General features: G+C 73.1%; 17 protein-coding genes, 1 pseudogene and 1 riboswitch. Of the genes and pseudogenes, 13 read left to right on the top strand and 5 right to left on the bottom strand.

Translation table 11 applies throughout. The annotated features are described in order from the left end of the window. Window positions 1–40: 40 nt before the first annotated feature. The 8 genes from AB0F52_RS28010 (at window position 41) to AB0F52_RS27975 (ending at window position 8593) form a co-directional block, all read left to right on the top strand. Entirely contained in the window at window positions 41–1666 is a 1626-nt protein-coding gene (locus tag AB0F52_RS28010; protein ID WP_360177198.1) for a penicillin-binding transpeptidase domain-containing protein, read from the top strand. A gap of 64 nt (window positions 1667–1730) precedes the next feature. Next, window positions 1731–2486: a metalloregulator ArsR/SmtB family transcription factor gene (locus AB0F52_RS28005; protein ID WP_360177195.1), complete on the top strand. Its 756-nt coding sequence runs from the start codon at window positions 1731–1733 to the stop codon at window positions 2484–2486. 97 nt (window positions 2487–2583) lie between these two features. Beyond that, window positions 2584–4062 carry a potassium/proton antiporter gene (locus AB0F52_RS28000; RefSeq protein ID WP_360177192.1) on the top strand — a complete coding sequence of 493 codons (1479 nt, stop codon included), beginning with the start codon at window positions 2584–2586 and terminating at the stop codon, window positions 4060–4062. A 179-nt stretch (window positions 4063–4241) separates the two neighbouring features. After that, window positions 4242–4356: riboswitch (SAM riboswitch) on the top strand. A 39-nt stretch (window positions 4357–4395) separates the two neighbouring features. Next, window positions 4396–5739 (top strand): aminotransferase class V-fold PLP-dependent enzyme, encoded by a 1344-nt coding sequence (locus tag AB0F52_RS27995; protein ID WP_360177189.1) that lies wholly within the window; start codon window positions 4396–4398, stop codon window positions 5737–5739. Between the two features lie 17 nt (window positions 5740–5756). Continuing rightward, complete coding sequence (locus tag AB0F52_RS27990) at window positions 5757–6356, top strand: hypothetical protein (protein WP_360177186.1); 600 nt, start codon at window positions 5757–5759, stop codon at window positions 6354–6356. Window positions 6357–6360: 4 nt separating this feature from the next. Next, complete coding sequence (locus AB0F52_RS27985; RefSeq protein WP_360177183.1) at window positions 6361–6972, top strand: hypothetical protein; 612 nt, start codon at window positions 6361–6363, stop codon at window positions 6970–6972. Window positions 6973–7049: 77 nt separating this feature from the next. Next, a complete protein-coding gene (gene lspA, locus AB0F52_RS27980) occupies window positions 7050–7667 on the top strand; it encodes a signal peptidase II (protein ID WP_360177538.1) in 618 nt (205 codons plus the stop codon). Continuing rightward, window positions 7664–8593, top strand: coding sequence for an RluA family pseudouridine synthase (locus tag AB0F52_RS27975; RefSeq protein WP_360177180.1), 930 nt, complete (start codon window positions 7664–7666; stop codon window positions 8591–8593). The genes lspA and AB0F52_RS27975 overlap by 4 nt, the downstream gene beginning before the upstream one ends. Before the next feature lie 89 nt (window positions 8594–8682). On the opposite strand, the gene AB0F52_RS27970 is transcribed toward AB0F52_RS27975, so the two are convergent. Next, a complete protein-coding gene (locus tag AB0F52_RS27970; RefSeq protein WP_360177177.1) occupies window positions 8683–9696 on the bottom strand; it encodes an AsnC family protein in 1014 nt (337 codons plus the stop codon). Between the two features lie 133 nt (window positions 9697–9829). On the opposite strand from AB0F52_RS27970, the gene AB0F52_RS27965 reads away from it, so the two are divergent. The 3 genes from AB0F52_RS27965 to AB0F52_RS27955 are packed head-to-tail and all read left to right on the top strand — an operon-like array spanning window position 9830 to window position 18739. Further along, entirely contained in the window at window positions 9830–16459 is a 6630-nt protein-coding gene (locus AB0F52_RS27965; RefSeq protein ID WP_360177174.1) for a DUF885 domain-containing protein, read from the top strand. Next, window positions 16456–17667 carry a fumarylacetoacetase gene (fahA, locus tag AB0F52_RS27960; protein ID WP_360177171.1) on the top strand — a complete coding sequence of 404 codons (1212 nt, stop codon included), beginning with the start codon at window positions 16456–16458 and terminating at the stop codon, window positions 17665–17667. The genes AB0F52_RS27965 and fahA overlap by 4 nt, the downstream gene beginning before the upstream one ends. A gap of 31 nt (window positions 17668–17698) precedes the next feature. Continuing rightward, complete coding sequence (locus tag AB0F52_RS27955) at window positions 17699–18739, top strand: LLM class F420-dependent oxidoreductase (protein WP_360177168.1); 1041 nt, start codon at window positions 17699–17701, stop codon at window positions 18737–18739. A gap of 301 nt (window positions 18740–19040) precedes the next feature. Here AB0F52_RS27955 and AB0F52_RS27950 read toward each other — a convergent pair whose 3' ends face one another. Further along, a complete protein-coding gene (locus tag AB0F52_RS27950) occupies window positions 19041–19640 on the bottom strand; it encodes a class F sortase (protein WP_360177165.1) in 600 nt (199 codons plus the stop codon). Between the two features lie 238 nt (window positions 19641–19878). Here AB0F52_RS27950 and AB0F52_RS27945 point away from each other — a divergent pair, with 238 nt between their 5' ends. Together AB0F52_RS27945 and AB0F52_RS27940 are read left to right on the top strand one after the other, a co-directional pair. Further along, entirely contained in the window at window positions 19879–20820 is a 942-nt protein-coding gene (locus AB0F52_RS27945) for an exopolyphosphatase (RefSeq protein WP_360177162.1), read from the top strand. A 41-nt stretch (window positions 20821–20861) separates the two neighbouring features. Continuing rightward, complete coding sequence (locus AB0F52_RS27940) at window positions 20862–21044, top strand: hypothetical protein (RefSeq protein ID WP_014466904.1); 183 nt, start codon at window positions 20862–20864, stop codon at window positions 21042–21044. Here AB0F52_RS27940 and AB0F52_RS27935 read toward each other — a convergent pair. The 3 genes and pseudogenes from AB0F52_RS27935 to AB0F52_RS27925 all read right to left on the bottom strand — a co-directional run. After that, window positions 21025–23424: a glycosyl hydrolase family 65 protein gene (locus AB0F52_RS27935; RefSeq protein WP_360177159.1), complete on the bottom strand. Its 2400-nt coding sequence runs from the start codon at window positions 23422–23424 to the stop codon at window positions 21025–21027. The genes AB0F52_RS27940 and AB0F52_RS27935 overlap by 20 nt on opposite strands. Beyond that, window positions 23421–24152, bottom strand: coding sequence for a beta-phosphoglucomutase family hydrolase (locus AB0F52_RS27930; RefSeq protein ID WP_360177156.1), 732 nt, complete (start codon window positions 24150–24152; stop codon window positions 23421–23423). The genes AB0F52_RS27935 and AB0F52_RS27930 overlap by 4 nt, the downstream gene beginning before the upstream one ends. 99 nt (window positions 24153–24251) lie before the next feature. Beyond that, window positions 24252–24590 (bottom strand): annotated as a pseudogene (locus tag AB0F52_RS27925) (metalloregulator ArsR/SmtB family transcription factor); the annotation flags it as partial. Window positions 24591–24635 lie beyond the last annotated feature (45 nt).

Below are 24635 nucleotides of genomic sequence, written 5' to 3'. Positions count from 1 at the left end.
CGGATCCGGGGCGGCACCTTGGGGGAGGGGTACGTCGAAGGTGAATCCCGGTAAGAGACGCGGCATCCTGATCGGTGGCGCGCTGCTGGTCGTCGTGGTGCTGGTGGCCGCGTTCTTCGTGCTGAACAGCGGGGGTTCGACGCCGGAGGCCGCCGCGGGCGCGACCACGGTGGAGAGCCCGGGCGCGCACGACCCGAACTCGGCGATCACCGAGTACCTGCAGGACTTTTCCGAGAACAACCCCGACGCGGCGGCCCGGCTGACCGACGACAACGCGGCGGCCGCGGTGGCGTTGCGGGCCACGCGGAACGCGCTGACCCCGTCGTCGGTCACCGCCAAGCTGGGCGCCCTGCAGCCGGCTGCGGCCGGCGCGAAGCAGACGGACGGGACGTTCAGCCTCTCGTGGGTGCTGAAGCCGGGCAAGACGTGGACCTACGACGTGCCGTTCCAGCTCGCGCAGAACGGTGGGAAGTGGCTGGTCCACTGGGCGCCGTCGCTGCTGCACCCGAAGCTGGAGGCGGGCCAGCGGCTGGTGATCAGCACCGCCGCGCAGGACACCACCGCGGTCGCCGACCGCGACGGCAAGCCGCTGGTCATCAGCGGGCCCGGCGGCGTGCGGCCGGTGGACGGCAACCCGGCCCCGCTGCTGCGCTCGGCGCTCACCGGGCAGGTCACCGCCGCGGCCGGCGGGGGATTCGCCGTCGAGCGCGTCGATGGCGGCGGCAAGAGCGTCGAGACGCTGTTCGGGAAGGCGTCGGCCGAAGGGGCGAAGCCACTCGTGGCGAGCCTGAGCCTGGACGCGCAGAACGCCGCCCAGGCCGCGGTGGACGGCTACCAGGGGTCGGCGATGCTCGTCGCCCTCGACACGGGTTCGGGCGACATCCTCGCCGTCGCGCAGAACGCCGCCGCCGGGAACTCGCCGAAGGCGCTCAACGGCCTGTACGAGCCGGGGTCGTCGTTCAAGATCGCGACGTCGGTGGCGGCGGTCCAGCAGAGCGGGCTCACCGCGACGTCGCCGGTCGACTGCCCGGGCGTCGCGACGATCGGCACGCGGACGGTCAAGAACGAGGGCTTCGAGCTGGGCGCGACCAACCTGCAGACGGCGTTCGCGCGCTCCTGCAACACGACGTTCGGCCAGCTCGCGCTCGGCCTGCCCGCGGACGGGCTGAAGAAGGCGGCCGACGAACTCGGCCTCAACGCCGACTACGAGATCCCCGGGCTCAAGACGGAGCTGGGGAAGGTCGAGCCCGCGGCGAGCAAGGACGAGCAGGTCGAGGACGGGTTCGGCCAGGGCCGCATCCAGGCCAGCGCCCTCGGCGGCACGCTGATGGCCGCCACGGTCGCCTCCGGCAAGGCGATCACGCCGCGGCTGTGGCACGACGTCGAGACCAAGGTCGTCAAGGGCTATTCGCCGCCGCCGGCGTCGGTGCTCGGCGAGGTGCGGAAGATGATGCGCGCGGTGGTCACCAGCGGCACCGGCCGGGCCGCCGCGGCGGCGGGCAACGTCTTCGGCAAGACCGGCACCGCCCAGTTCGGCGACGGCAAGCAGGCCACGGGCTGGTTCGTGGGCTACCGCGGCACCATCGCCTTCGCGGTGGTCCTGGAGAACTCGAACGACTCGGGCCCGGCCGTCCAGGTCGCCGCCAAGTTCCTCAAACCCCTCTGACCCGTCTCCGGCCGGGGGCGATGGTTCGGCCGTGGCCGACGGGTCGGGGCCGTAGCGTGGGGGCATGGAGACGATCGCGCTGGCCGAGGTGGCCGCGGTGCTCGCCGACCCGAGCCGGGCCACCATGTGCCTCGTACTGCTGGACGGGCGCGCCTGGACCGTCGGCGAGCTCGCGAAGGCGGCCGGGATCGCCCTCTCGACGGCCAGTGAGCACGTCACCCGGCTGGCCGGTGCCGGCTTCGTCGTCCGGGCCAAGCAGGGGCGGGCCAGCTACGTCCGGATCGCCGACCCGCGCGTGGCCGAGCTGATCGAGCACCTGGCCCAGCACGCCGTGGCATCCGGGGCTCCGCCCCGGGCCGGGGGCTCCGCCACCCGGAGCCCCCGAAAAACTGCCGGGTACCGGCCCGTCACCGGCCTGAAGTCCTCGCTGCGGGCGCGGCGGCTCGGGTTCGCGCGGACCTGCTACGACCACCTCGCCGGCGAGCTCGGCGTGGCGCTGCGCGAAGGCATGCTCGCCACCGGCCTGGTCGACACCGCCGACGGCCTAGCCCTGACCCCGCGCGGGCGGACGGTGCTGGCGAACCTCGGCGTGCCGGTCGCCGCCGGGCGGCGGCCGCTGCTGCGTGACTGTCTGGATTGGACGGAGCGCCGCGACCACCTCGCCGGTGCCCTGCCCGCGGCGTTGCTCGACCGGGCGGTCGACGCCGGCTGGGTGGCCAGGGACGGCCACCGCGCGGTCAAGGTGCTGCCCGCGGCGGGGGAGCCGTTCGCCGCTCTCGGTGTCGATCTCGACGCGCTCGGTGGTGCCGCGGCGCCTTAACACACCGGGTGCCCGGCGCCGGGCAGCGGTACACGAACGAGTTAACCCCCGCGCTTCACTATTCTGAGGGCCCCACGGCACTCGGGAGGAGGCGGGCATGGACCAGCTTCCCGTGCTGCTCGGCGTCGGCGGTGTCGTGCTCCTCGCCTCGGTGCTGGCCGTGCGCGTGTCGATCCGGCTCGGCCTGCCCTCGCTGCTGCTGTACCTGGGGATCGGCGTCGTGCTGGGCGAAGCCGGCTTCGGCATCCGGTTCGACAACCCCGGACTCACCCAGTCGCTCGGCCTCGCCGCGCTCGTCATGATCCTCGCCGAAGGCGGGCTGACCACCCGGTGGTCGGCGGTGAAACCCGCGCTGGGCCGCGGAATCGCACTGTCCACAGTGTCCGTGGTGGTGAGCATCGCGGTCACCGGCGCGGCGCTGCACTGGCTGCTGGGCCTGGACTGGCGGCTGGCGCTGCTGTGGGGCGCGGTGCTCGCCTCGACCGACGCGGCCGCGGTGTTCTCGGTGCTGCGCACGGCGGGGATCGGCAAACGGCTCACCGGCGCGCTCGAACTCGAGTCGGGCATCAACGACGCGCCGGCCTACATCGCCGTCGTGGTGCTGGCCGAAGGCACCACTGTGGACTGGACGCTGCCGCTGCTGGCGGTCTACGAGCTGGCGGCGGGCCTGGCCATCGGGCTGGCCTTCGGCTGGCTCGGCGGCCACGCGCTGCGCCGGGCCGCGCTGCCGGCGACGGGCCTCTACCCGCTCGCCACGGTCGCGGTGTGCGTCGTCGCGTACTCGTCCGGGCAGCTGCTGCACGCGTCCGGGCTGCTCGCCACCTACGTCGCCGCGCTGGTGCTCGGCAATTCGCGGCTGCCGCACCGCTCGGACACGCTGTCGTTCGCCGAGGGCCTGGGCTGGCTGGCGCAGATCGGGCTGTTCGTGCTGCTCGGGCTGTTCGCGTCGCCGGGCCGGCTGCTCGACGCGATCGTGCCGGGCCTGGTCGCGGGCGCGGTCGTGCTGCTGCTGGCGCGGCCGGTCTCGGTCGTCCTGGCGATGCTGCCGTTCCGGCTGCCGTGGCGGGAACAGGCGTTCCTGTCGTGGGCCGGGCTGCGCGGCGCCGTGCCGATCGTGCTCGCGATGATCCCGCTGTCGCAGGGCCTGCCGGGCGCGCAGCGGCTGGTCGACGCGGTGTTCGTGCTGGTCGTCGTGTTGACGTTGGTGCAGGGCGCGACGCTCGGCCCGCTCGCGCGCCGGCTCGGGCTGGCCAAGAAGTCCGAGCCGCACGAGGTGGAGGTCGACTCCGCGCCACTGGACGAGCTGGGTGCCGAACTGCTGCAGGTCCGGATCCAGCCGGGATCGAAGCTGCACGGCGTGTACCTGTCCGAGCTGCGGCTGCCGATCGGGGCGACGATCAGCCTGGTGGTGCGCGACGGCGCGGGCTTCACACCGCAGAAGACCAGCCGGCTGCAGGAGAACGACCAGCTGCTGGTCGTCACGACGAGCGCCGTCCGCGACGACGCCGAACGCCGGCTGCGCGCCGTCGACCGGGCCGGGCGCCTGGCTCGCTGGAAGGGCGAATCCGGCCGCTGACGGAAACGCGGCCGTGCCGTCGGCGGGGCTGAACCGGACGCGGCCGCGACGGGGACGGCGTCACGTTCGCCCGGATTTCCGGGCGCCGCGGCCGTGCGTGCTCACTGTCTGTGAGCGGCGTCTCAGAATGTGAGGCAGGGGTTGGCCACCGGCCGCGTTCTCGGTTACCTTCTGGTTCAGGTCATGAGTGCCAGCGCGAAGCCCCGGCTTGCTGGCCGGCAACCCTCCTACCGCGGTGGGGTGCCCCGGGTGAAGACCGGGCCGGTCGCGCCGTGCGACGGGCAAGCGCGGGCCCCTCGCCGGGGTCCCCCGGATCGCCGAGGAGGCACCCCGATGACTCTCGCCATCGACCGCACCCCGCTCGAAAGCCCCGCAAGCCCCGAAGCCCGCGCCATCCCCGCCGTCGCGGGGGCGGCGCTGCGGGTGCCGCTGGTGACCGGCGGGGACATCGGCTACGCCAACCTCGACCACGCCGCGAGCGCCCCGTGCCTCGAGGCCGTCCGCGGCGCCGTCGACGAGTTCCTGCCCTGGTACGCGAGCGTCCACCGCGGGGCCGGCTTCGCGTCGCAGGTCTCCACCAAGCTCTACGAGCGCACCCGTGACGTCCTGCGCCGCTTCGTCGACGCCCGGCGGACCGACACCGTCGTCTTCACCCGCAACACCACCGACTCCTTCAACCTCCTCGCCCGCAGCCTGCCGCGGCACACCACGGTGATCGTCTTCGACACCGAGCACCACGCCGCGCTGCTGCCGTGGCCGGGACCGAACGTCCGGCGGATCCCGACCCCGCGCACCCGTCTCGCCGCGGTGTCCGCTGTGGACGAAGCACTCGCGGCCGCCCCGCAGGGACCGCGGCTGGTCGTCGTCACCGGAGCGTCCAATGTGACCGGTGAACTGCTCCCGGTGGCCGAAATCTCCGCCGTGGCACGGAAACACGGCGCTCGCATCGCGCTCGACGCCGCCCAGCTCGCCCCGCACCGCCGGATCTCGCTCAAGGAACTGGACGTCGACTACATCGCCCTGTCCGGCCACAAGCTGTACGCGCCCTTCGGCGCGGGTGCGCTGATCGGCCGCGCCGACTGGCTGCGCGCGGCCCGGCCGTACCTCGCCGGCGGCGGCGCGACCAAGCTCGTCACCGAGGACGCCGTCGTCTGGAACACCGGCCCGGAGCGCCACGAAGCCGGTTCGCCCAACACGGTCGGCGTGTACGCGCTCGGTGTCGCGTGCGAGACCCTCGGTGAAAACTGGGCCGCGATCGAAAACCACGAACAGGCCCTGCTCGCCCGGCTGCGCAAGGGCCTCGAGGCCATCCCGGGCTGCGCCGAGCTGCGGTTGTTCGACGCGCCGGTCGACCGGGTCGGCACGGTCAGCTTCGTCGTCGACGGCTTCGACCCCGGCTGGCTCGCCGCGGTGCTGTCCGCCGAGTACGGCATCGGCGTCCGCGACGGCGCCTTCTGCGCCCACATCGCGGCCAAGCGGCTGATCGGCGTCGCCGGCGGCGACGGGCAGCAGGCGGTCCGCGTGAGCCTCGGCCTCGGCAGCACGGAGGAACACGTCGACCGCGTGCTCCTGGCGCTGCGGCAGATCGTCGCCCGCGGAGCACGCTGGGAATACGCGAAGGTGGACGGCCGCTGGGCGCCGGTGGGCGACCCGCGGGAGCTGCCGCCCTTCTGCTGAGCAGCTAACCTGGGCCGATGGGGAGAGGGCGTTTCTGGTTTCCGCTGGCACTGCTGGGGTTCGCCCAGATCGGCCTGGCGGCGGTGCAGCTGGTGGCCCGCCGCAGCCGGGCCGAAAGCGAGTCCGCGAACCTCCTCATCGGACCGTACTCGGTCCCGCCCGGCGTGACCGAGCACAGCCAGGCGTATCCGTTGCCCCTGGACGATTTCCGCCGGGTGGAAAGCGGCCTGCCGGCCGGGCCCGCGTGGCTGGTCGCGCTCGGCGTGGTGCTCGCCGGGACAGCCGTCTGGTACGCGCTGGCCCTGCGGCCCGTCCGCACCGGGCGGTTCGTCCTCGGCACGGTCGCCGCGCTGCTCGCCGTCCCGCTGCTCGACCTGGTCGGGACCCGGCAGTTCCGGCTCGACGAGGGGCTGCGCGGCCCGCTGCTGGCCACGCTCGGCCTGCTGGTGCTCGCCGCCTACGAGCGCAGCCTGCTCCTCCTGGTCACCGTGGTCGCGTTCGCCCTGGTCGTCGTGGTGCTCTCGGCGGACATGGCGGGCGTGCTGATCTCGGCGGTGATCCTGCTCGCCGCCGCCTTCATCGCGCTGCTGCGGGGAAACCCGAGCTCGATACGCTGACGCGATGGGGAGTTCACGGCGGTCCTGGTTCCCGTTGGCCGCGCTGGGGTTCGCGCTGCTGGTGATGGTGGCCGTCGAGACGGTCCCGGACGGTATCGAAGCCGGCCAGGGGTACCAGCTGTCCCCAGGCTGGTACGGCCTCGGGACCGGCGGAGTCGGCGGCCCCGGCCGTCCGGCCGGAAACGAGGTGCGGGCCATCGCGTTCTCGGCCGACCCCACGCCCGCGACGAAGCTCGGCTGGCTCGCGGGTCTCGCCTGCGTGGTGCTGGCCGTGGCCGCCTGGTACTGGCGGGAGCTGCGGCCCCCGCGCCCCGGCCGGTTCCTGCTCGGCACGCTCGGGGCGCTGGCCGCCGTCCCGCTGCTCGACCTGGCCGGCGCCCTCCAGCTCCGGCTCGGCGGCGACGTCCGCGGCGCTCTGCTGGCGACGCTGGGCCTGGTGCTGCTGGCCGCCCACGAGCGCAGCCGGTTCCTGCTGGCCGTAGCCGGGGTGTTCGCGCTGGTCGCGACCGTGTTCCTGCCCCCGGTGGCCGGCGCGCTCGCCGCGGCGGGCGTGCTGTTCGCGGCTGCCTTCGCCGTCCTCCTGCGCCCGCGGCCGGACGGGCCCGACACGGCCTGACCAGCGCCGTGGACAATGGACCGGTGAGCACCGAGCCCAGCCACTCCGAACCCGACACCGCCGCGCCCGCCGACGCGGTGCCCGATCCCGCCGCGGACGCGCCCGAGAACCCGGAGGTCCCGGCGAAGCCGCTGCTGCCCAAGCGGCGGGTCGGCTGGGTCTTCGCGGTCGCCGTCGTGTTCTGGGCGATCGACCTGGTGACGAAGAACCTGGTCGTGGCCAACCTGGAGGGCAAGGAGCCGGTCAAGGTCCTCGGCGGGCTGATCTACCTGCAGGTCATCCGCAACCCCGGTGCCGCGTTTTCGATGGCCACCGGCATGACGTGGGTGCTCGCCCTGGTCGCGCTCGCCGTCGTCATCGCGATCGTCTGGCTGTCGCGGCGGCTGCGGTCGATCGGCTGGGCGATCGGCCTCGGCCTCGTGCTCGCCGGCGCCACCGGCAACCTGACCGACCGCATCTTCCGCGCGCCCGGCGGGCTGCAGGGCCACGTCGTCGACTTCATCTCGGCGTTCGCCCCGAACGGCAAGGGCTTCGCGATCTTCAACATCGCCGACTCCGCGATCTGCGTCGGCGGCGCCCTGATCGTGCTGCTGTCGCTGCTGGGCAAGGACTACGACGGCACGTCGACCAAGGACAAGCCGGCCAAGGACAAGAAGAAGGCCGAAGCACCGGAGCAGCAGGAGGAACAGGCGTGAGCTCGCGGATGCTCCCGGTGCCCGACGGGCTCGACGGGATGCGGGTCGACGCCGGCCTCGCCAAGCTGCTCGGACTGTCGCGCACGGTCGTCGCCGAGCTCGCCGAATCCGGGGACGTGCTGCTCGACGGCCGTCCGGCAGGCAAGTCCGACCGGCTTTCCGGCGGCGGCCTCCTGGAGATCACGCTGCCCGAACCGGCGAACCCGATCGAGATCGTCGCCGAGCCCGTCGAGGGCATGCAGATCCTCCACGACGACGACGACATCATCGTCATTTCGAAGCCCGTCGGCGTCGCCGTGCACCCGAGCCCTGGCTGGACCGGCCCGACCGTCGTCGGCGGCCTCGCCGCGGCCGGCCTGCGCATCGCGACCTCGGGCGCGGCCGAGCGCCAGGGCGTGGTCCACCGGCTCGACGCGGGCACCACCGGCGTGATGGTGGTGGCCAAGAGCGAGCACGCGTACACCGTGCTGAAGCGCGCGTTCAAGGAGCGCACGGTCGACAAGGGCTACCACGCGATCGTCCAGGGCCACCCGGACCCGATGCGCGGCACGATCGACGCCCCGATCGACCGCCACCCGCGCCACGACTACAAGTTCGCGGTGGTCCAGGGCGGCCGCCCGAGCGTGACGCACTACGAAGTCGTCGAGGCGTTCCGGGCGGCGTCGCTCGCGCACATCAAGCTCGAAACCGGGCGGACGCACCAGATCCGCGTCCACTTCTCGGCGCTGCGGCACCCCTGCGTCGGCGACCTGACCTACGGCGCGGACCCGGTCCTGGCCCGCCACCTCGGGCTCAGCCGGCAGTGGCTGCACGCGAAGACCCTGGGATTCGCCCACCCGGCGGACGGCCGGTGGGTCGAGTTCGAGTCGGAGTACCCGGACGACCTGGCGAAGGCCCTGGAAAAGCTGCGCGACGAAAGCTACTAGTGAGGCTTATTCAGCCGTCGCCCGCCGCATGACATCGCCGGTAGCCGCCGGTTTCCGCGCGGGGCGCGGCGGGCTGACCAGAATAAGCCTCAATCCTCGATCGACCAGGTGATGGTGCGCTCGTCCGGCTCCGGCCGCGGGCTCCAGCGGACCGAAACCACGCGGGTGGCGTCCGGGAGGACGTACACCGTGTGGCCGCCCAGCGTTTCGCCCGGTTTGACGCCGATCTTGTGCGGGGGCCGGGACGTCAGCGACACCGGGGCCTTGCCGATCGCCTGGCCGTCGGCGGCGAGCAGCTCGAGGTAGTTGTCCGGCAGCGACGCGAACGGGATCGGCCCGCGGTTGGTGATCTCGGTGTGCACCACCACCGCACGCTCACCGGCTTCCAGGCGGTACCCGGCCGCGCTGAACAGGTAGTCGGCCGGGTCCTGGACTTCCAGCAGCTGCACCGACAGCTGCTCGCCCTCCAGGCCCTGGGTCTCCATGACCTCGCCGAGCCGGCCCCGCTTGCCGGCGGCGGGCCCGCTCGGCCGGGCGGGTTCGTCGCCGCGGGCCCAGGACGCCGTCTGCGGCACGCCCCACGTGCTCACGGCCGGGTCGAGCGGCACCGGCGGCGGCGTGAACGGCCGGGGCGGGCGCGGCGGCTGCTGCGGTGGCGGGCCGGGGTAGCGCCCGGACGGCGTCCCCTGGACCTGGTGCGGCCCGGACGGCGTGCCCTGGACGGTGTAGGGCCCCGAAGGCGCGCCTTGCACGGTGTACGGCCCGGAAGGGGCGCCCTGGACGGTGTACGGCCCCGAAGGCGTCCCCTGGACGGGCGGGGGCATCGGCGGGGCGGGCTGGTGCGGTACGGGCTGCGAAGGCGGGGGGACCTGCGGCCGGTTCGCCCACGACGGCGGGGCGCCGGCGATGGCCGCGCGCAGGCCGTTCGGGTCGCTTTCGACGCCGACGAGCAGGGGGAGCCCGCTGCCGGAGAGGGCGACCAGCCGGTAGGCGACCTCGCGGGGATCCATGCCGACCTTGGCCGCCAGCTCGTGCACCGCCGCCTTGCCGAGGTCGGCGAGCGCGGCGAGCAGGCGGGCATCCACGGGATCGGTCACGGCCACATCGGAAACGCTACCGCCTGGCCGGTCCGCGTTGCCCGAGGCGGTCCGCCCCCGGCGAACGGTCCACCGTTTCTGTCGGTGATCTCCGTTAGGGTCGGCCGTGAGCACATCAGCCGAAGCTGGGGGTCCTGCCATGACCGCGGTCACCGAACTCGCCGACGAGTTCGTCGAAGCGCTGTTCGCCGCCGATCCGCTGACGCCGGCGCTGCTGGGCCTGCGTCCGGCGGCGCCCGGTCTGGCGGACCTGACCGCCGAGGCCGAGCGGGCGTTCCGGGCCCGGCTCACGGAGTTCCTCGGCCGGGCCCGCGCGCTGGGGACCGAGGGCCTGCCGGCCGAGGACCGCGTCACCCGCGAAGTCCTGATCACCACGGCCGAGAACCGCATCGCGGCGATCGACAGCCGGATGACCGAGTTCACCGTCACCGACCTCTCCGTCGGGATCGCGGCCGGCCTGCTCATGGCGTTGCCGATGACGACGGTGACGGCGGGCGAGGCCGCGGAGGCCCAGCTCGGCCGGCTGGCCGCGATCCCCGAGTACTTGCGCCAGGCCGCGCGGCGGCACGCCGACGGCATCGCCGACGGCCTGCTCCCGGTGGCCCACCTGGTCGACGCCGCGATCGCCCACCTCGACCGCTACCTCGCCGATTCCGGCGCCGACCCGCTGCGCCGCCAGCCCGCCCCGGACGAGGAGTTCGAGCGGCGGCGGGAAGAGCTGCTCGCCGACGTCGTCCGCCCGGCCTTCGCCGGGTACCGCGAGTTCCTGGCCACCGAGGTGAAGCCGCACGGACGGCCCGCGGACCGGCCGGGCCTGTCGTGGCTGCCGGGCGGGGACGAGACCTACACCCGCCTGGCCCGGCTGCACACGACCACCGAGCTCACCCCGGAAGAGCTGCACCGGATCGGCCTCGACACCATCGAGGCGCTCGCCGCCGAGTACCGCGAGCTGGGGCTGAAGGTGTACGGCACCGACGACCTCGCCGAGATCTTCGCGCGCCTGCGCACCGACCCGGCGCTGCGCTGGCGCAGTGCGGAGGAGCTGCTGGAGACCGCCCGCACCGCCGTCGCCCGCGCGGCCGCGGAAGCCCCGAAGTGGTTCGGCCGGATCCCGGAGCAGCAGTGCGCGGTCGAAGCCGTGCCGGCGGAGGTCGCGCCCGGCGCGCCCGCGGCGTACTACCTGCGCCCGGCCGCCGACGGTTCGCGGCCGGGGATCTACTTCGCGAACACCCACGAAGCCACCGAGCGGCTCCGGCACATGGCCGAAACGACCGCGTTCCACGAAGCCGTGCCGGGCCACCACTTCCAGCTCAGCATCGCGCAGGGCCGCACCGAGCTGCCGCTGCTGCGCCGCATCGGCATGTTCAACGCCTACATCGAGGGCTGGGGGCTCTACAGCGAGCGCCTCGCCGACGAAATGGGGCTCTACTCCGACGACATCGCCCGGCTCGGCATGCTGGCCGGCGACTCGCTGCGAGCGGGCCGGCTGGTCGTCGACACCGGCCTGCACGCGCTGGGGTGGAGCCGGCAGCAGGCGATCGACTACCTGCTGGAGCACACGCCGGAGTCGCGCGCCGAGGTCGAGTCCGAGGTCGACCGGTACATCGCGTGGCCGGGCCAGGCGCTCGGGTACCTGGTGGGGCGGCGGGAGATCCAGCGGGCCCGCACCCGCGCCGAGCAGCGGCTCGGCTCGGGGTTCGACGTCCGCGCGTTCCACGACCTCGTGCTGGCCGGCGGCCCGCTGCCGCTCTCGGTGCTCGCCACCGTCGTCGACGAGTGGGTGGCCGGGCACGGCGACACCGTCGACGGCCTGGCGAGCGAGCTCGTCGAGCTGTCCTTCGAGCAGGAGCCGCTGAACCCGTCGATCCTCGGCCTGCCCGGTGACCACGACCGGCTCGCCGACCAGACACGGGCAGCCCAGGACCGGTTCCGGGCGGCCTACACGGATCTCGCCGCCCGCGCGCGGGCGCTCCCCACCGGCGACCTGACGCCGGAAGAAGCGGTGACGCGCGAGGTCGTGATCGCCTCGGCCGAAGTCGAGGCCGACCGGCTCGGCGCGCGGACCGCCGACATCGCGGTCAGCGATGGGCTCACTTCGCCCGCGCTCGGGCTGCTGATGGCCCTGCCGTACTACAAGCTGGACGACGAGAAGAAGGCGCGCGGCTACCTGGCCCGGCTCGGTGCGATCGAGCCGTTCCTCGCCGACCTGACCGAGCGGCTGCGCGAGAGCCTGGCCGAAGGGCTGGTGCCGCCGGCGTACCTGGCCCGCGTCGGCGTCGAGTACGTCGACCGCTACCTCTCCGCGCCGGACACCGACCCGCTGAAGCTGGGGACGACGGCGGCCGTCGAGGGCTTCGAGACCGAGCGGGACAGGCTGCTCGCCGAGGTGGTCCACCCGGCGTACGCGCGGTACCGGGACTTCCTGCGCACGGAGGTCGAGCCCGCCGGGCGCCCCGACACCGCACCCGGGATCTCCCACGTGCCGGGTGGGGCCGAGCGGTACGCCGCGCTGATCCGCGCGGAGACGACCACCGAGCGCACGGCGCAGGAGCTGCACGAAACCGGGCTGGCGCTGATCGGGAAGCTCGCCGGCGAGTACCGCGAACTCGGCGCGAAGGTGTTCGGCACCACCGAGCTCGGCGAGATCTTCGAGCACCTGCGCACCGATCCGGCGCTGCGCTGGCGCGACGGCGAGGAGCTGCTGTCCGCGGCCAGGGACGCCATCGCGCGGGCCGAAGCCGTGGCGCCGCAGTGGTTTTCCCGCATCCCGGCGGAGAAGTGCGAGGTCGCGCCGGTACCGGAGGCCGACGCGGCGAGCGGCACGATCGCGTACTACCTCCAGCCCTCGCTCGATGGTTCACGGCCCGGCACGTACTACGCGAACACCTACGAGGCGGACAAGCGCCCGCGGTTCACCAGCGAGGCGATCGCGTTCCACGAAGCCGTGCCGGGGCACCACTTCCAGCTCAGCCTGGCCCAGGAGCTGCGTGACCTGCCACTGCTGCGGCGAATCGGCATGTTCAACGCCTACGCCGAGGGCTGGGGCCTGTACGCCGAGCGGCTCGCCGACGAGATGGGCCTGTACTCCGACGACGTCTCGCGGTTCGGCATGCTCACGCAGGACTCGATGCGGGCGGGCCGGCTGGTCGTCGACACCGGGCTGCACGCGCTGGGCTGGAGCCGGCAACAGGCGATCGACTTCCTGACCGACCACACGCCGATGGCGCCGCTGGAGATCGAAGCGGAGATCGACCGGTACATCGGCTGGCCCGCGCAGGCGCTCGGCTACATGGTGGGGCGGCTGGAGATCGAGCGGCTGCGCGCCGAAGCCGAGCAGGCGCTGGGCGAACGCTTCGACATCCGCGGGTTCCACGAGGTCGTGCTCGGTCACGGCATGCTGCCGCTGTCCGCGCTGGCCAAGGTGGTCGCGGACTGGGTGGCCGGCCGGCTCGACACACCCGGCCGGCTCGCCGACGAGCTGGTCGCGCTGCACTTCGAACGGCAGCCGCTGTACCCGTCGGTGTTCGGCCTGCCCGGCGACCACGGCAAGCTGCCCGATCCGGGTGCCGAAGCCCAGGCCCGGCTCCGAGCCGGGTACGCGGCGATCGCCGCGCGCGCCGAAGCCCTCGACGCCACCGGGTTGCCCGTGGACGAGCGCGTCACCTTGGAAGTCGTGTTCTCCCAGGCGAAAGCGGCCATCGACGAGATGGATTCCGGCCGCGCCGACATCTCGGTCAGCGACGGGCTCGGCGCGCCCGCACTGCAGCTGCTGCTCTACCTGCCGCAGACGGTCCTGGACGACGAGCCGAAGGTCCGCGGCTACCTGAGCCGGCTCGCGGGCCTGGGCGGCTACCTCGACGCGCTGATCGACCGGCAGCGCGCGGCGGTCGGCGCAGGGCTGGTGCCGCCGGGCTTCCTGGTGCGCATCGGCATCGAGTACGTCGACCGCTACCTCGGCGCGCCGGAGAGCGACCCGCTGCGGGTGACACCGCCGTATGCGCTCGAGGGCTTCGAGGCCGAGCGCGATCGCCTGCTCGCCGAGGTGGTCCGGCCCGCGTACGCGCGTTACCGCGCGTTCCTGGCCGACGAGGTCGCGCCGGTGGCCCGGCCCGAGACATCGCCGGGCATCGGTGCCCTGCCGGGCGGGCCGGAGCGGTACGCCGCGCTGATCCGCGTCGAAACGACCACCGAGCGCACCGCGCAGGAACTGCACGAAACCGGGCTGGCGCTGATCGAGAAGCTCGCCGGGGAGTACCGCGAGCTGGGTGGGAAGCTGTTCGGCACCACCGATCTCGGGGAGATCTTCGACCGGATCCGGACCGACCCCGCGCTGCGCTGGCGGGACGGCGAGGAGCTGCTGGCCGGGGCCCGGGCCGCCATCACCCGCGCGGAAGCCGTGGCCGGGCAGTGGTTCTCGCGGGTGCCGGAGCAGAGGTGCCAGGTCGCGCCGGTGCCGGCGGCCGATGCGGCGAGCGGCACGATCGCCTACTACCTGCGGCCGTCGCTCGACGGCACGCGCCCGGGCGTCTACTACGCGAACACGCACGAAGCGGAGAAGCGGCCGCGGTTCACCAGCGAGGCGATCGCGTTCCACGAAGCCGTGCCGGGGCACCACTTCCAGCAGTGCCTCGCCCAGGGCCTCACCGGCCTGCCGCTGCTGCGCCGGATCGTGCACGTCAACGCCTACGGCGAGGGCTGGGGGCTCTACGCCGAGCGGCTGGCGGACGAGATGGGCCTGTACTCCGACGACGTCTCGCGGCTGGGCATGCTGACCCAGGACTCGATGCGGGCGGGCCGGCTGGTCGTCGACACGGGCCTGCACGCGCTCGGGTGGAGCCGGCAGCAGGCCGTCGACTACCTGGCCGAGCACACGCCGATGGCCCGGCTGGAGATCGAGGCGGAGATCGACCGGTACGCCGCCGATCCCGGCCAGGCGCTGGGTTACATGGTGGGACGGCTGGAGATCCAGCGGCTGCGCGCGGAGGCCGAGCAGGCGCTGGGCGCGGCGTTCGACATCCGCGAGTTCCACGACGTCGTGCTGGGCAGCGGCACCTTGCCGCTGCCGGTGCTGTCCGGCGTGGTCGGCGAGTGGGTGGCGCAGCGCCGTGACACGCCGGAGAAGCTCGCCGACGAGTGCCTGGAGCTGATGTTCGAGGCGCAGCCGCTGTTCGCGTCGCTGTACGGCCTGCCGGGGACGCACGACAAGCTCGCCGACCAGACCGCCGAAGCCGCCGCCCGGTTCCGCACCGGGCTCGCCGGCCTGATCGCGCGCGCCGAGGCGATCGACCCGGCCGGGCTGACCCCGGCCGACCGCGTCACCCGGGGCGTCGTGATCTGGCAGGCCCGCACCCGGATCGACCTGCTCGACTCCGGGCGGGCGGACATCGCGGTGAGCGACGGGCTGGACGCACCGGCCCTCAGCCTGCTCACCGAGCTGCCGCAGACGATCCTCGACGACGACGTCAAGGTGCGCGGCTACCTGAGCCGGCTCGCCGCCATCGGCACCTACCTGGACCAGGTGATCGAGCGGCAGCGGGCGGCGCTCGCCGAGGGCCTGGCGCCGCCGGCGTTCTTGGCGCGCATCGGCGTCGGCTACGTCGAGCGGTACCTCGCCGCCCCGGAGAACGACCCGCTGAAGGTGCCCGTTCGGGGCCTCGAAGCCGAGCGGGACCGGCTGCTGGCCGAAGTCGTGTGGCCCGCTTACCGGCGGTACCGGGACTTCCTGGCCGACGAGGTCGTCCCGGCGGCCCGGCCCGAGACGTCGCCGGGGATCGGCGACCTGCCGGGCGGGCCGGAGCGCTACGCGGCGCTGATCCGGGCGGAGACGACGACCGAGCGCACGCCGCGGGAGCTGCACGACACCGGCCTGGCGATCATCGAGCGGCTGGCGGGGGAATACCGCGAGCTGGGCGCCGAGCTCTTCGGCACGACCGAGCTCGCGGAGATCTTCGAGCGGATCCGCACGGACCCGGCGCTGCGCTGGCGGGACGGCGACGAACTGCTGGAGTCCGCTCGCGCCACGATCAGGCGAGCGGAAGCCGCGGCGCCCCAGTGGTTCTCGCGGGTACCGGAGCAGCGGTGCCGGGTCGCGCCGGTGCCCGACGCGGAGGCCGAAAGCGGCTCGATCGCCTACTACATCGACCCGTCGCTCGACGGTTCACGGCCGGGCACGTACTACGCCAACACGCGCGAGGCGGACCAGCGGCAGCGGACGCTGAGCGAGTCCGTCGCCTTCCACGAAGCCGTGCCGGGCCACCACTTCCAGCTGACGCTCGCCCAGCAGCTCACCGGCGTGCCGATGCTGCGCCGCATCGCCATGTTCAACTCGTACGTGGAGGGCTGGGGGCTGTACGCCGAGCGGCTCGCGGACGAGATGGGGCTGTACTCGGACAACACGGCGAGGCTCGGCCTGCTGACGCAGGATTCGATGCGCGCGGCGCGGCTGGTGGTGGACACGGGCCTGCACGCGCTGGGCTGGAGCCGGCAGCAGGCGGTCGACTACCTGGTCGAACACACGCCGATGGCCCGGATCGAGATCGAGGCGGAGATCGACCGGTACGCGGGCCTCCCGGGCCAGGCGCTCAGCTACATGGTGGGCCGCCTGGAGATCGAGCGGCTGCGCGCCGAGGCCGAGCAGGCGCTGGGCGAGGCGTTCGACATCCGCGAGTTCCACGACACGGTGCTGGGCAGCGGAACCCTGCCGCTGCCGGTCCTGGCGGACGTGGTGGCCGAGTGGGTGGCGGCGCGGGCCGCCCGGGACGAGGAGTGACCGTGACCTGGCTCGAACTCGCCGACGACACACCGTTCGGCCTGGACAACCTGCCCTACGGCGTCTTCTCCGTCGGCGGCGCGCCCGAGCGGCGGATCGGCGTGCCGGTCGGCGATCAGGTGCTCGACCTGACCGCCGCGGCCGCCGGGACCGCCGCCGCGTTCGCCCCGCTGCTCACTTCCGGGGTGCTCAACCCGCTGCTCGCCGCCGGGGCCGCCACCTGGCGCGAAGTCCGCGAGAGCGTCACCGGGTGGCTGACCGAAGCCCGCTACGCCGATCAGCTCCGGCCGCACCTCGTGCCCCTGGCCGAGGTGACCACGCACCTGGCGTTCGAGGTCGCCGACTACGTCGACTTCTACTCCAGCGAGCACCACGCCCTCAACGCCGGCAAGATCTTCCGCCCGGACGCCACCGAGCTCCCGCCCAACTGGAAGCACCTGCCGATCGGCTACCACGGCCGGGCGGGCACGGTCGTGGCGTCCGGCACGCCGGTCGTCCGGCCGCACGGGCAACGCAAGCCCCGCAACGCCGATGCCCCGTCGTTCGGCCCGTCACAACGGCTGGACATCGAGGCGGAGGTCGGGTTCGTCGTCGGCACTCCGTCCACTGTGGGCACGAGTGTGTCCACAGCGGACTTCGCGGACCACGTGTTCGGCGTCTGCCTCGTCAACGACTGGTCGGCGCGCGACATCCAGGCCTGGGAGTACCAGCCGCTGGGCCCCTTCCTCGGCAAGTCGTTCGCGACGTCGGTGTCGCCGTGGATCGTCCCGCTGGCCGCGCTGGAGCACGCGCGCGTCGACGGCCCGCCGCAGGACCCGGAGCCGTTCGAATACCTCCGGACCTCCGAAAAGTGGGGGCTGGACCTGGCGCTGGAGGTCCGCCTCAACGGCCACCTGGTGTCGAGCCCGCCGTTCGCGACGCAGTACTGGACGGCCCCGCAGCAGCTGGCGCACATGACGGTCAACGGCGCGAGCCTGCGCACCGGCGACCTCTTCGCTTCGGGCACGGTGACCGGCCCGGAGCGTGACCAGCGAGGCTCGTTCCTGGAGCTGTCCTGGGGTGGCCAGGAGCCGCTGGAGCTGCCCGGCGGCGTGACGCGGACGTTCCTCGAGGACGGCGACGAAGTGGTGATCAGCGCGACCGCGCCCGGCCCGCGCGGCGCGCGCATCGGCTTCGGCGACGTGCGGGGTACGGTGGTTCCCGGCTAGCCTAAGCGGACGCTTAGCACGGGAGGATGTCATGAAGATCGGGACCGGGATCAGCTACTCCGGAGGCTTCGCCGAAAGCGTCGCCGACGTCGTCGAACTGGAGAAGGCCGGCCTCGACGTCGTCTTCGTGCCGGAGGCGTACTCGTTCGACGCGGTCAGCCAGCTCGGCTACCTGGCCGCGAAGACCGAGCGTGTCCAACTGGCGTCCGGCATCTTCCAGATCTACACCCGCACGCCGACGCTGACCGCGATGACCGCGGCCGGCCTCGACTTCGTCTCCGACGGCCGGTTCATCCTCGGGCTCGGGGCGTCCGGCCCGCAGGTCATCGAGGGGTTCCACGGCGTGAAGTACGACGCGCCGCTGGGCCGCACGCGGGAGATCGTCGACGTCTGCCGCCAGGTGTGGCGCCGCGAGCGCGTGGTGCACGAGGGCAAGCACTACACGATTCCGCTGCCGCCCGAGCAGGGCACCGGGCTCGGCAAGCCGCTCAAGCTGATCAACCACCCGGTGCGGGAGCGGATCCCGGTGCTGCTGGCCTCGATCGGCCCGAAGAACGTCGCGCTGACGGCCGAGATCGCCGAGGGCTGGCAGCCGATCTTCTTCCACCCGGAGAAGGCCGCCGACGTCTGGGGTGCCTCCCTGGCCGAGGGCAAGGCCAAGCGCGACGCGGCACTGGGCGAGCTGGAAACGTTCGTCACGGTGGCCCTGGCCATCGGCGACGACGTCGAGCCCTTGCTCGACTACGTGCGCCCGGTCCTGGCCCTGTACATCGGCGGGATGGGCGCCCGGGGCAAGAACTTCTACAACGACCTGGCCTGCCGCTACGGCTACGAGGCCGAGGCGAAGCTGATCCAGGACCTGTACCTGGACGGCAAGAAGGAAGAAGCGGCGGCGGCGGTCCCGGCCGAGCTGCTGCGCGCGATTTCCCTGGTCGGCCCGGCGGGCTACGTGAAGGAGCGCCTGGCGGCCTTCGCCGAGGCGGGCGCGACCACGCTGGTGGTGAACCCCCTGCAGCCCGGCCGCGAGGCTCGCGTGGCGGCGGTGTCCCAGCTGCGCGAGCTGATCGACTGAGCCCGACGCGCGGTGGCCACCTTGGGGCAAGGTCCTCGAGGTGGCTTTCGCGCGTTTGAGGGGCTGGGCTGGCCACGCGCCGCCGCTGGGTCGGGGGGAGGTGCGCGCTGCGGGAGGGCAGCGGCCGTGAGGTCGGTGGTCGGGTGGTCGCGGCCCGCTCGCCGCTGGGGCTGTCGGCCCGGGTGCGGTGCGCTGCGGGAAGGTCGCGTCCGAGGGTCGAGGGCGGTGCTTGCGCTGTGCTGCCGGAAAGCCGTGGCCGTGCAGCCGGGGCCTGCGGCCGCACTGACCGCCGCGCCTGCCGCTAAGCCGGGGTTGCGTAGACCGCGACCCGCGTGCCGCCGAGACCGGCGCTGTCGTACGTTCCGTCGCTCGTGATCAGCCGCAGCTCCGGTCCCGCGCCCTCCGGTGCCACCAGCGTCGTGTCCGGCTCGGTCGCCGGGAACACCGCCGTCCTGCGGACCGTGAAGCGGGACTCGCGGCCCCTTGCGTCGCGGACCGTGATCGCCGCTTTCGGCGGGAGCTTGTCCAACCGGGCGAACGCGCCGGCCGAGTAGCCGAAGCTCGCGTGGGCCGACAACACCGCCACCCCGGGTGCTCCCGGCGGCGGCCCGTCGGCGAACCAGCCCACGCCCGATGCCGTGCCCGGCTGCTCGCGGCGGCCGCCGACGTGGCCGAGGGCGACCACGTGGTCGAGCGTCAGACCCAGGTCCGGGATCAGCACCGCCGCGGGCGGGGCTCCGGCGGCTTCGGGGCGATCCGCGGCCGGGGCGGCCGCGGGCGCCGGTGCGAGCACCGACGTCACGCCGAGGAGGACGCAGCCGAGCCCGGCCACGACCGCGAGCACGACGGCGGCCGGCCGCACGAACTGCTCGGGCCGTTGCATCTCTTTCCCCTGCTCCACGCCGGTTCCGATGTCCGATTAATCGCAGCGCCGCCGCTGGCGTTACCGAATCGTGTCCGGTTGCTCAGGGGTTCACTCGATCGGGTTATCTCACTGTGACCTTCGCGTCAGGAATGCGCCCCCGGAGGGACTCATTCGCGGAAATGCGCGGCAGCCACGCGTGAGATCGGACATGATTACTGGTTTCGAGCCGTCGAACTGGGGATATTCACCAGGCGGAAGTGAGGTGCGCCGAGCAGTGCGTAAAAGAGCTGAGCCCGCGGTGGGCGTGCTGGACGTCGGTTCGTTCAGCGCCCGGCTCGTGGTGGTGCCGGTGGCGGGCTCACCCCGTGCACCCGTGGTCAACCACCAGACGCGGCTGCGGCTGGACCGCGAGCTCGACGTCCGCGGCCGCCTGTCCGAGCGCGGCATCGACGCCGTCACGGCCGCCGTCGCGGCGGGCATGACCACCGCCTACCGCCACGGCGTCAGCGACGTCTACCCGCTGGCTACCTCCTCGATCCGCGACGCGGCCAACGCGGCGGACGTCGTCCGGCACGTCGCCGGCGAAACCGGTGTCGAACTGAGGTTCCTCTCCGGCCGCCGCGAGGCCGAACTGACCTACCTGGCCGCCCGCCGGTGGTACGCCGACGAGCCCGGGCCGATGCTCGTGCTCGACATCGGCGGTGGGACGGTCGAACTGGCCGCCGGCTCCGGCGAGAAGGCCACCTTCGCGCGTTCACTGCCGCTCGGGGCCCGCTCGATGACGCGGGACTGGCTGCCGTCCGAGCGCGTGTCGAACAAGCAGGTCAAGGCGCTGCGCGCGCACGCCCTCGACGTCGTGACCACCGCACTCGGCGCCGCCGATGTCGACGATCCCCGGGTCGTCGGCTGCTCCAAGGTGCTGCAGCAGCTCGCGCGGCTGGCCGGCGCCCGCCCGGGCAAGTGCAAGGAGCTGCGGCTCGACGAGCTCCGCGCGTGGATCCCGCGGCTCGCCGCGCTGCCGCCGTCGCGGCGGGCGGAACTGCCCGGTATCTCGCGCAACCGCGCCCACCAGGCCCTGGCCGGCGCGATCGTCGCGGAAGCGCTGCTGACGGTCGCCGGCGGCAAGGTGACGATCTGCCCCTGGTCGACCCGCGACGGCCTGCTGCTCACCCTGCAGGACAAGGCGCGTGCGGCGGCGGGGATGCACGCGGCCTGATTCGCTGGCCGTCACCGGGAAAACCGGGTATTCCGGAAAGCATGAGCGAGCAACAGCGCCTCCACGGCCGCGACGACGAAGACGAAGAGCTCCCCAAGCTCCCGACCCCCGGCAAGCTGACGCACGACGTGCCGACCGCGCCGGACCCGGACGTCAGCCCGGGTGGGACCGAGGACGTCCAGGCCCCACCCGGACGCGAAGCCGCTAGCGACCTTCCTCGGTGATGGGGTTGGCCGGCTCCGCGTACTGACGCACCGCTTCCGAGTCGCGCCGCATCGGGGCGCGGCCGGGTGGCTGCTTCGGCGGCGTGCCGGCGTCGATCTTCGGGATGGCGTACTGCTGCGGCTTCGCGGTGATCGTGATGCGCTCCCCGTGGTGCAGGACTTCCAGGGGCGCACCGGCGACGACGTGGTAAGTGGCCTGGTCGGGGTCGATCTCGACCTGGAACCGGGTGCCGCGGAACATCAGGCGGAAGGTGATCCGCCCCAGCTGCGGGGGCAGCCGCGGCGCGAAGGCGAGCGTCCCGCCGTGGTCGCGCAGGCCGCCGAACCCGGCCACGGCGCCCTGCCACGCGCCGGCCAGCGACGCCATGTGCAGGCCGTTGCGCACGTTGTTGTGCACGTCGTGCAGGTCGGTCAGCGCGGCTTCGGCGAGGTAGTCGTAGGCCAGCTCCAGGTGCCCCACCTCGGCCGCCACCACCGCCTGCGTTCCCGCCGACAGCGAGGAGTCGCGCACGGTCCTCGCCTCGTAGTAGGCGAAGTCGCGTGCCTTCTCTTCCGCGCTGAACGAGTCGCCGCACAGGTGCAGCGCCAGCACCAGGTCCGCTTGCTTGACGACCTGCTTGCGGTACAGGTCGAAGTACGGGAAGTGCAGCAGCAGCGGGTACTGCGCCGCATCGGTGTGCTCGTAGTCCCACTCGTCGTGGTCGAGGAACCCCTCCGACTGCGGGTGCACGCCGAGTTCTTCGTCGTAGGGCAGGTACATCGCCGCCGCGGCCGCGCGCCACGAGTCCAGCTCGACGGTGTCGACGCCGAACCGCGCGGCCACGTCGGGGTGCCGCTCGCACGACTGCGCCGCCGCCTGCAGGTTCCGCCGCGCCATCAGGTTCGTGTAGACGTTGTTGTCCGCCACCGCCGAGTACTCGTCCGGCCCGGTGACGCCGTCGATGCGGAACGCGCCGTGCCGGTCGTGGTGGCCCAGTGACGCCCACAGCCGCGCGGTTTCCAGCAGCAGCTCGGTGCCGTAGGCGCGCTCGAACTGCTCGTCGCCGGTGGCGTTGAGGTAGCGCAGGACGGCGTCGGCGATGTCCGCGCTGACGTGGAAGGCCGCCGTGCCCGCCGGCCAGTACGCCGAGCACTCGGCGCCGTTGATCGAGCGCCACGGGAACGCCGCGCCGCGCAACCCCAGCTGGTGCGCGCGTTCCCGCGCCTTGTCCATTGTGGAGTGACGCCAGCGGAGGGCGTCGCGCGCCGCGTCCGGGATGGTGTAGGTGAGCACCGGCAGGACGAAGGATTCGGTGTCCCAGAAGGCGTGCCCGTCGTAGCCCGGCCCGGTCAGCCCCTTGCCGGCGATCGCGCGGCTCTCGCCGCGGGCCCCGGCCTGCAGGATGTGGAACAGGGCGAAGCGGACGGCCTGCTGCAGTTCGGGATCGCCCTCGATCTCGATGTCCGAAGTGGCCCAGTAGTCGTCCAGGAACTCGCGCTGCTCGGTGAGCAGGCCCTTCCAGCCCGTCTGGCGGGCGCCGGCCAGCGCCGCCTCGACCTGGGACCGCAGCGCGGGCACCGAGCGCTGCGCGGACCAGCCGTAGGCGAGGAACTTGGTGATCCGCAGCCGCCCGCCCTTGGGCACGTCGACGGCGACGGTGAGCCGCGCGAGGTCCTCTTCGCTGTGGATGCGGGCGCGGATCCCGTCGTCCACCTCGATCTTGTGGTCCATCGCCGCGGCCATCCGCAGCCCCGACCGGCGGGTCTGGTGCACCAGCACGGCGTTGTAGTCCGACGCGCGGTGGAACTCGCCGACCAGCGGCGATTCCAGCGCGGCGGCCACCCGCGGGTCACTCGTGTCGGACTCGATCGGCTCGTTGGCCAGCAGGTCCGACTGGACCACCAGCTGCAGGTCCTCGTCGAGCGGCTCGACCTCGTACCGGATCGCGGCGATCGCGCGCTGGGTGAACGACACGAGCCGCTCGGTGCGCACGCGGACCCGCCGCCCGGTCGGCGACGACCACTCGGTGGTCCGGCTGAGCGTCCCCGTGCGGAAGTCGAGGACCCGGTCGTGCGCGGTGGCGGCGCCGTAGCGCATGTCGAGCGGTTCGTCCTCGACGAGCAGCCGGATGATCTTGCCGTCGGTCACGTTGACGACGGTCTGGCCCTCTTCGGGGTAGCCGTAGCCGGCCTCGGCGTAGGGGAGTTCGTGCTGCTCGTAGAACCCGTTGAGGTACGTCCCGGGCAGCCCGCGCGGCTCGGCCTCCTCGAGGGTGCCGCGCAGCCCGATGTGGCCGTTCGACACGGCGAACGCCGATTCCGTGCGCTGCAGGGCGTCGACGTCCATGCCGCGCCACCGCAGTTCCCAGGGCGCGCACTCGTAGCCGTGCGGTTCGGTCATCGGTCCTCCAGCAGGTCGGCGAGGTCGTCGACGACGATGTCGGCCCCGTGGGCCCGCAGTTCTTCGGCTTGGTCCGCGCGGTTCACGCCCACTACGTACCCGAAGCCGCCGGCTTTGCCCGCCTGGACGCCGGACTGGGCATCCTCGAAGACGGCCGCGTGCGCGGGCTCGACGCCGAGCGCCTCGGCGCCGGCCAGGAACGAGTCCGGCGCGGGCTTGCCGCGCAGGTGCCGTTCGCGGATCACGATGCCGTCGATGCGGGCCTCGACGTACTTGCTGAGGTCGGCGCCGTCGAGCACCTTGGCGCCGTTCGCGGAGGACGTCACGACGGCGATCCGCAGCCCGGCGGCCTTGGCCGCTTCGAGGTAGCGCACCGAGCCCGGGTACGGGTTGACGCCGCGCTCGTCGATGATCTTGAGGACCAGTTCGTTCTTGCGGTTGCCGACGCCGTTGACGGTGGGGGCGTCCACCGGGTCGTCGGGGGTGCCTTCGGGCAGTTCGATCCCCCGTGACCGCAGGAACTCCCGCACGCCGTCGGCGCGCGGGCGGCCGTCCACAAAGGCCGCGTAGTCGTGGTCGGTGAACTCCGCGAACCCGGCGCCGTCGCGGGCGCGGAGAAATTCGTCGAATGTCCGCTTCCAGGCCTCGCGGTGGAGGACCGCCGTGCCGGTCAATACTCCGTCGAGGTCGAACAGGCAGGCGGTGATGGTCTCGGGCAATCCCGTCATGCCCGCACGCTACCGGTCTTCGGTCTGGTCCACCTGTTGTTCGGGGGTCCGGGTGGCGGAGCCCCCGGCTCGGGGCGAAGCCCCGGTTGTCTCAGCTTGTTCGGGGTGCGGGCGTACGTGGTGGATCAGTTCGTGCACCGTCGCGTCGGCGAGCCGGTACCGGACGACCCGGCCGACGCGCTGCGGCGTGACCAGGCCGTGGGCCCGCAGCAGCCGCAGGGCCTGCGACACCGCGGTGTCGGTCATGCCGGTGGCCGCGGCGAGGTCGGTGACGCTGATCTCGCGGGCGTAGTGGATGGAGACCAGCAGGGCCAGCCGGGACGGGTCGGCGACCACGGAGAAGCGCCGGGCCCATTCGTCGATGACGGCGCGGTCGCCGAGCCCGTCGACCGCCGCCGCGACGCGTTCCGGGTCGATCAGCTTGCGGTCGGTGCTCACCCCCGGATGATTCCACCCGTCGTGCCGGCGGACCACGGGTGGTCT

Origin of the sequence: Amycolatopsis sp. NPDC024027, assembly GCF_040638975.1 — a bacterium.
Taxonomy (GTDB): domain Bacteria; phylum Actinomycetota; class Actinomycetes; order Mycobacteriales; family Pseudonocardiaceae; genus Amycolatopsis.
The sequence above is the reverse complement of the archived record's forward strand: the minus strand, read 5'-3'. Positions and strand labels throughout refer to the sequence as shown.

Bases quoted from the DNA above. Each gene is read 5' to 3' on its own strand.
- AB0F52_RS27935 (WP_360177159.1), bottom strand. From the start codon at position 23,424: ATGACCGAACCGCACGGCTACGAGTGCGCGCCCTGGGAACTGCGGTGG.
- AB0F52_RS28005 (WP_360177195.1), top strand. From the start codon at position 1,731: ATGGAGACGATCGCGCTGGCCGAGGTGGCCGCGGTGCTCGCCGACCCG.
- AB0F52_RS27930 (WP_360177156.1), bottom strand. From the start codon at position 24,152: ATGACGGGATTGCCCGAGACCATCACCGCCTGCCTGTTCGACCTCGAC.
- AB0F52_RS27940 (WP_014466904.1), top strand. From the start codon at position 20,862: ATGAGCGAGCAACAGCGCCTCCACGGCCGCGACGACGAAGACGAAGAG.
- AB0F52_RS27995 (WP_360177189.1), top strand. From the start codon at position 4,396: ATGACTCTCGCCATCGACCGCACCCCGCTCGAAAGCCCCGCAAGCCCC.
- AB0F52_RS27955 (WP_360177168.1), top strand. From the start codon at position 17,699: ATGAAGATCGGGACCGGGATCAGCTACTCCGGAGGCTTCGCCGAAAGC.
- AB0F52_RS28000 (WP_360177192.1), top strand. From the start codon at position 2,584: ATGGACCAGCTTCCCGTGCTGCTCGGCGTCGGCGGTGTCGTGCTCCTC.
- AB0F52_RS27990 (WP_360177186.1), top strand. From the start codon at position 5,757: ATGGGGAGAGGGCGTTTCTGGTTTCCGCTGGCACTGCTGGGGTTCGCC.
- AB0F52_RS27965 (WP_360177174.1), top strand. From the start codon at position 9,830: ATGACCGCGGTCACCGAACTCGCCGACGAGTTCGTCGAAGCGCTGTTC.
- AB0F52_RS27985 (WP_360177183.1), top strand. From the start codon at position 6,361: ATGGGGAGTTCACGGCGGTCCTGGTTCCCGTTGGCCGCGCTGGGGTTC.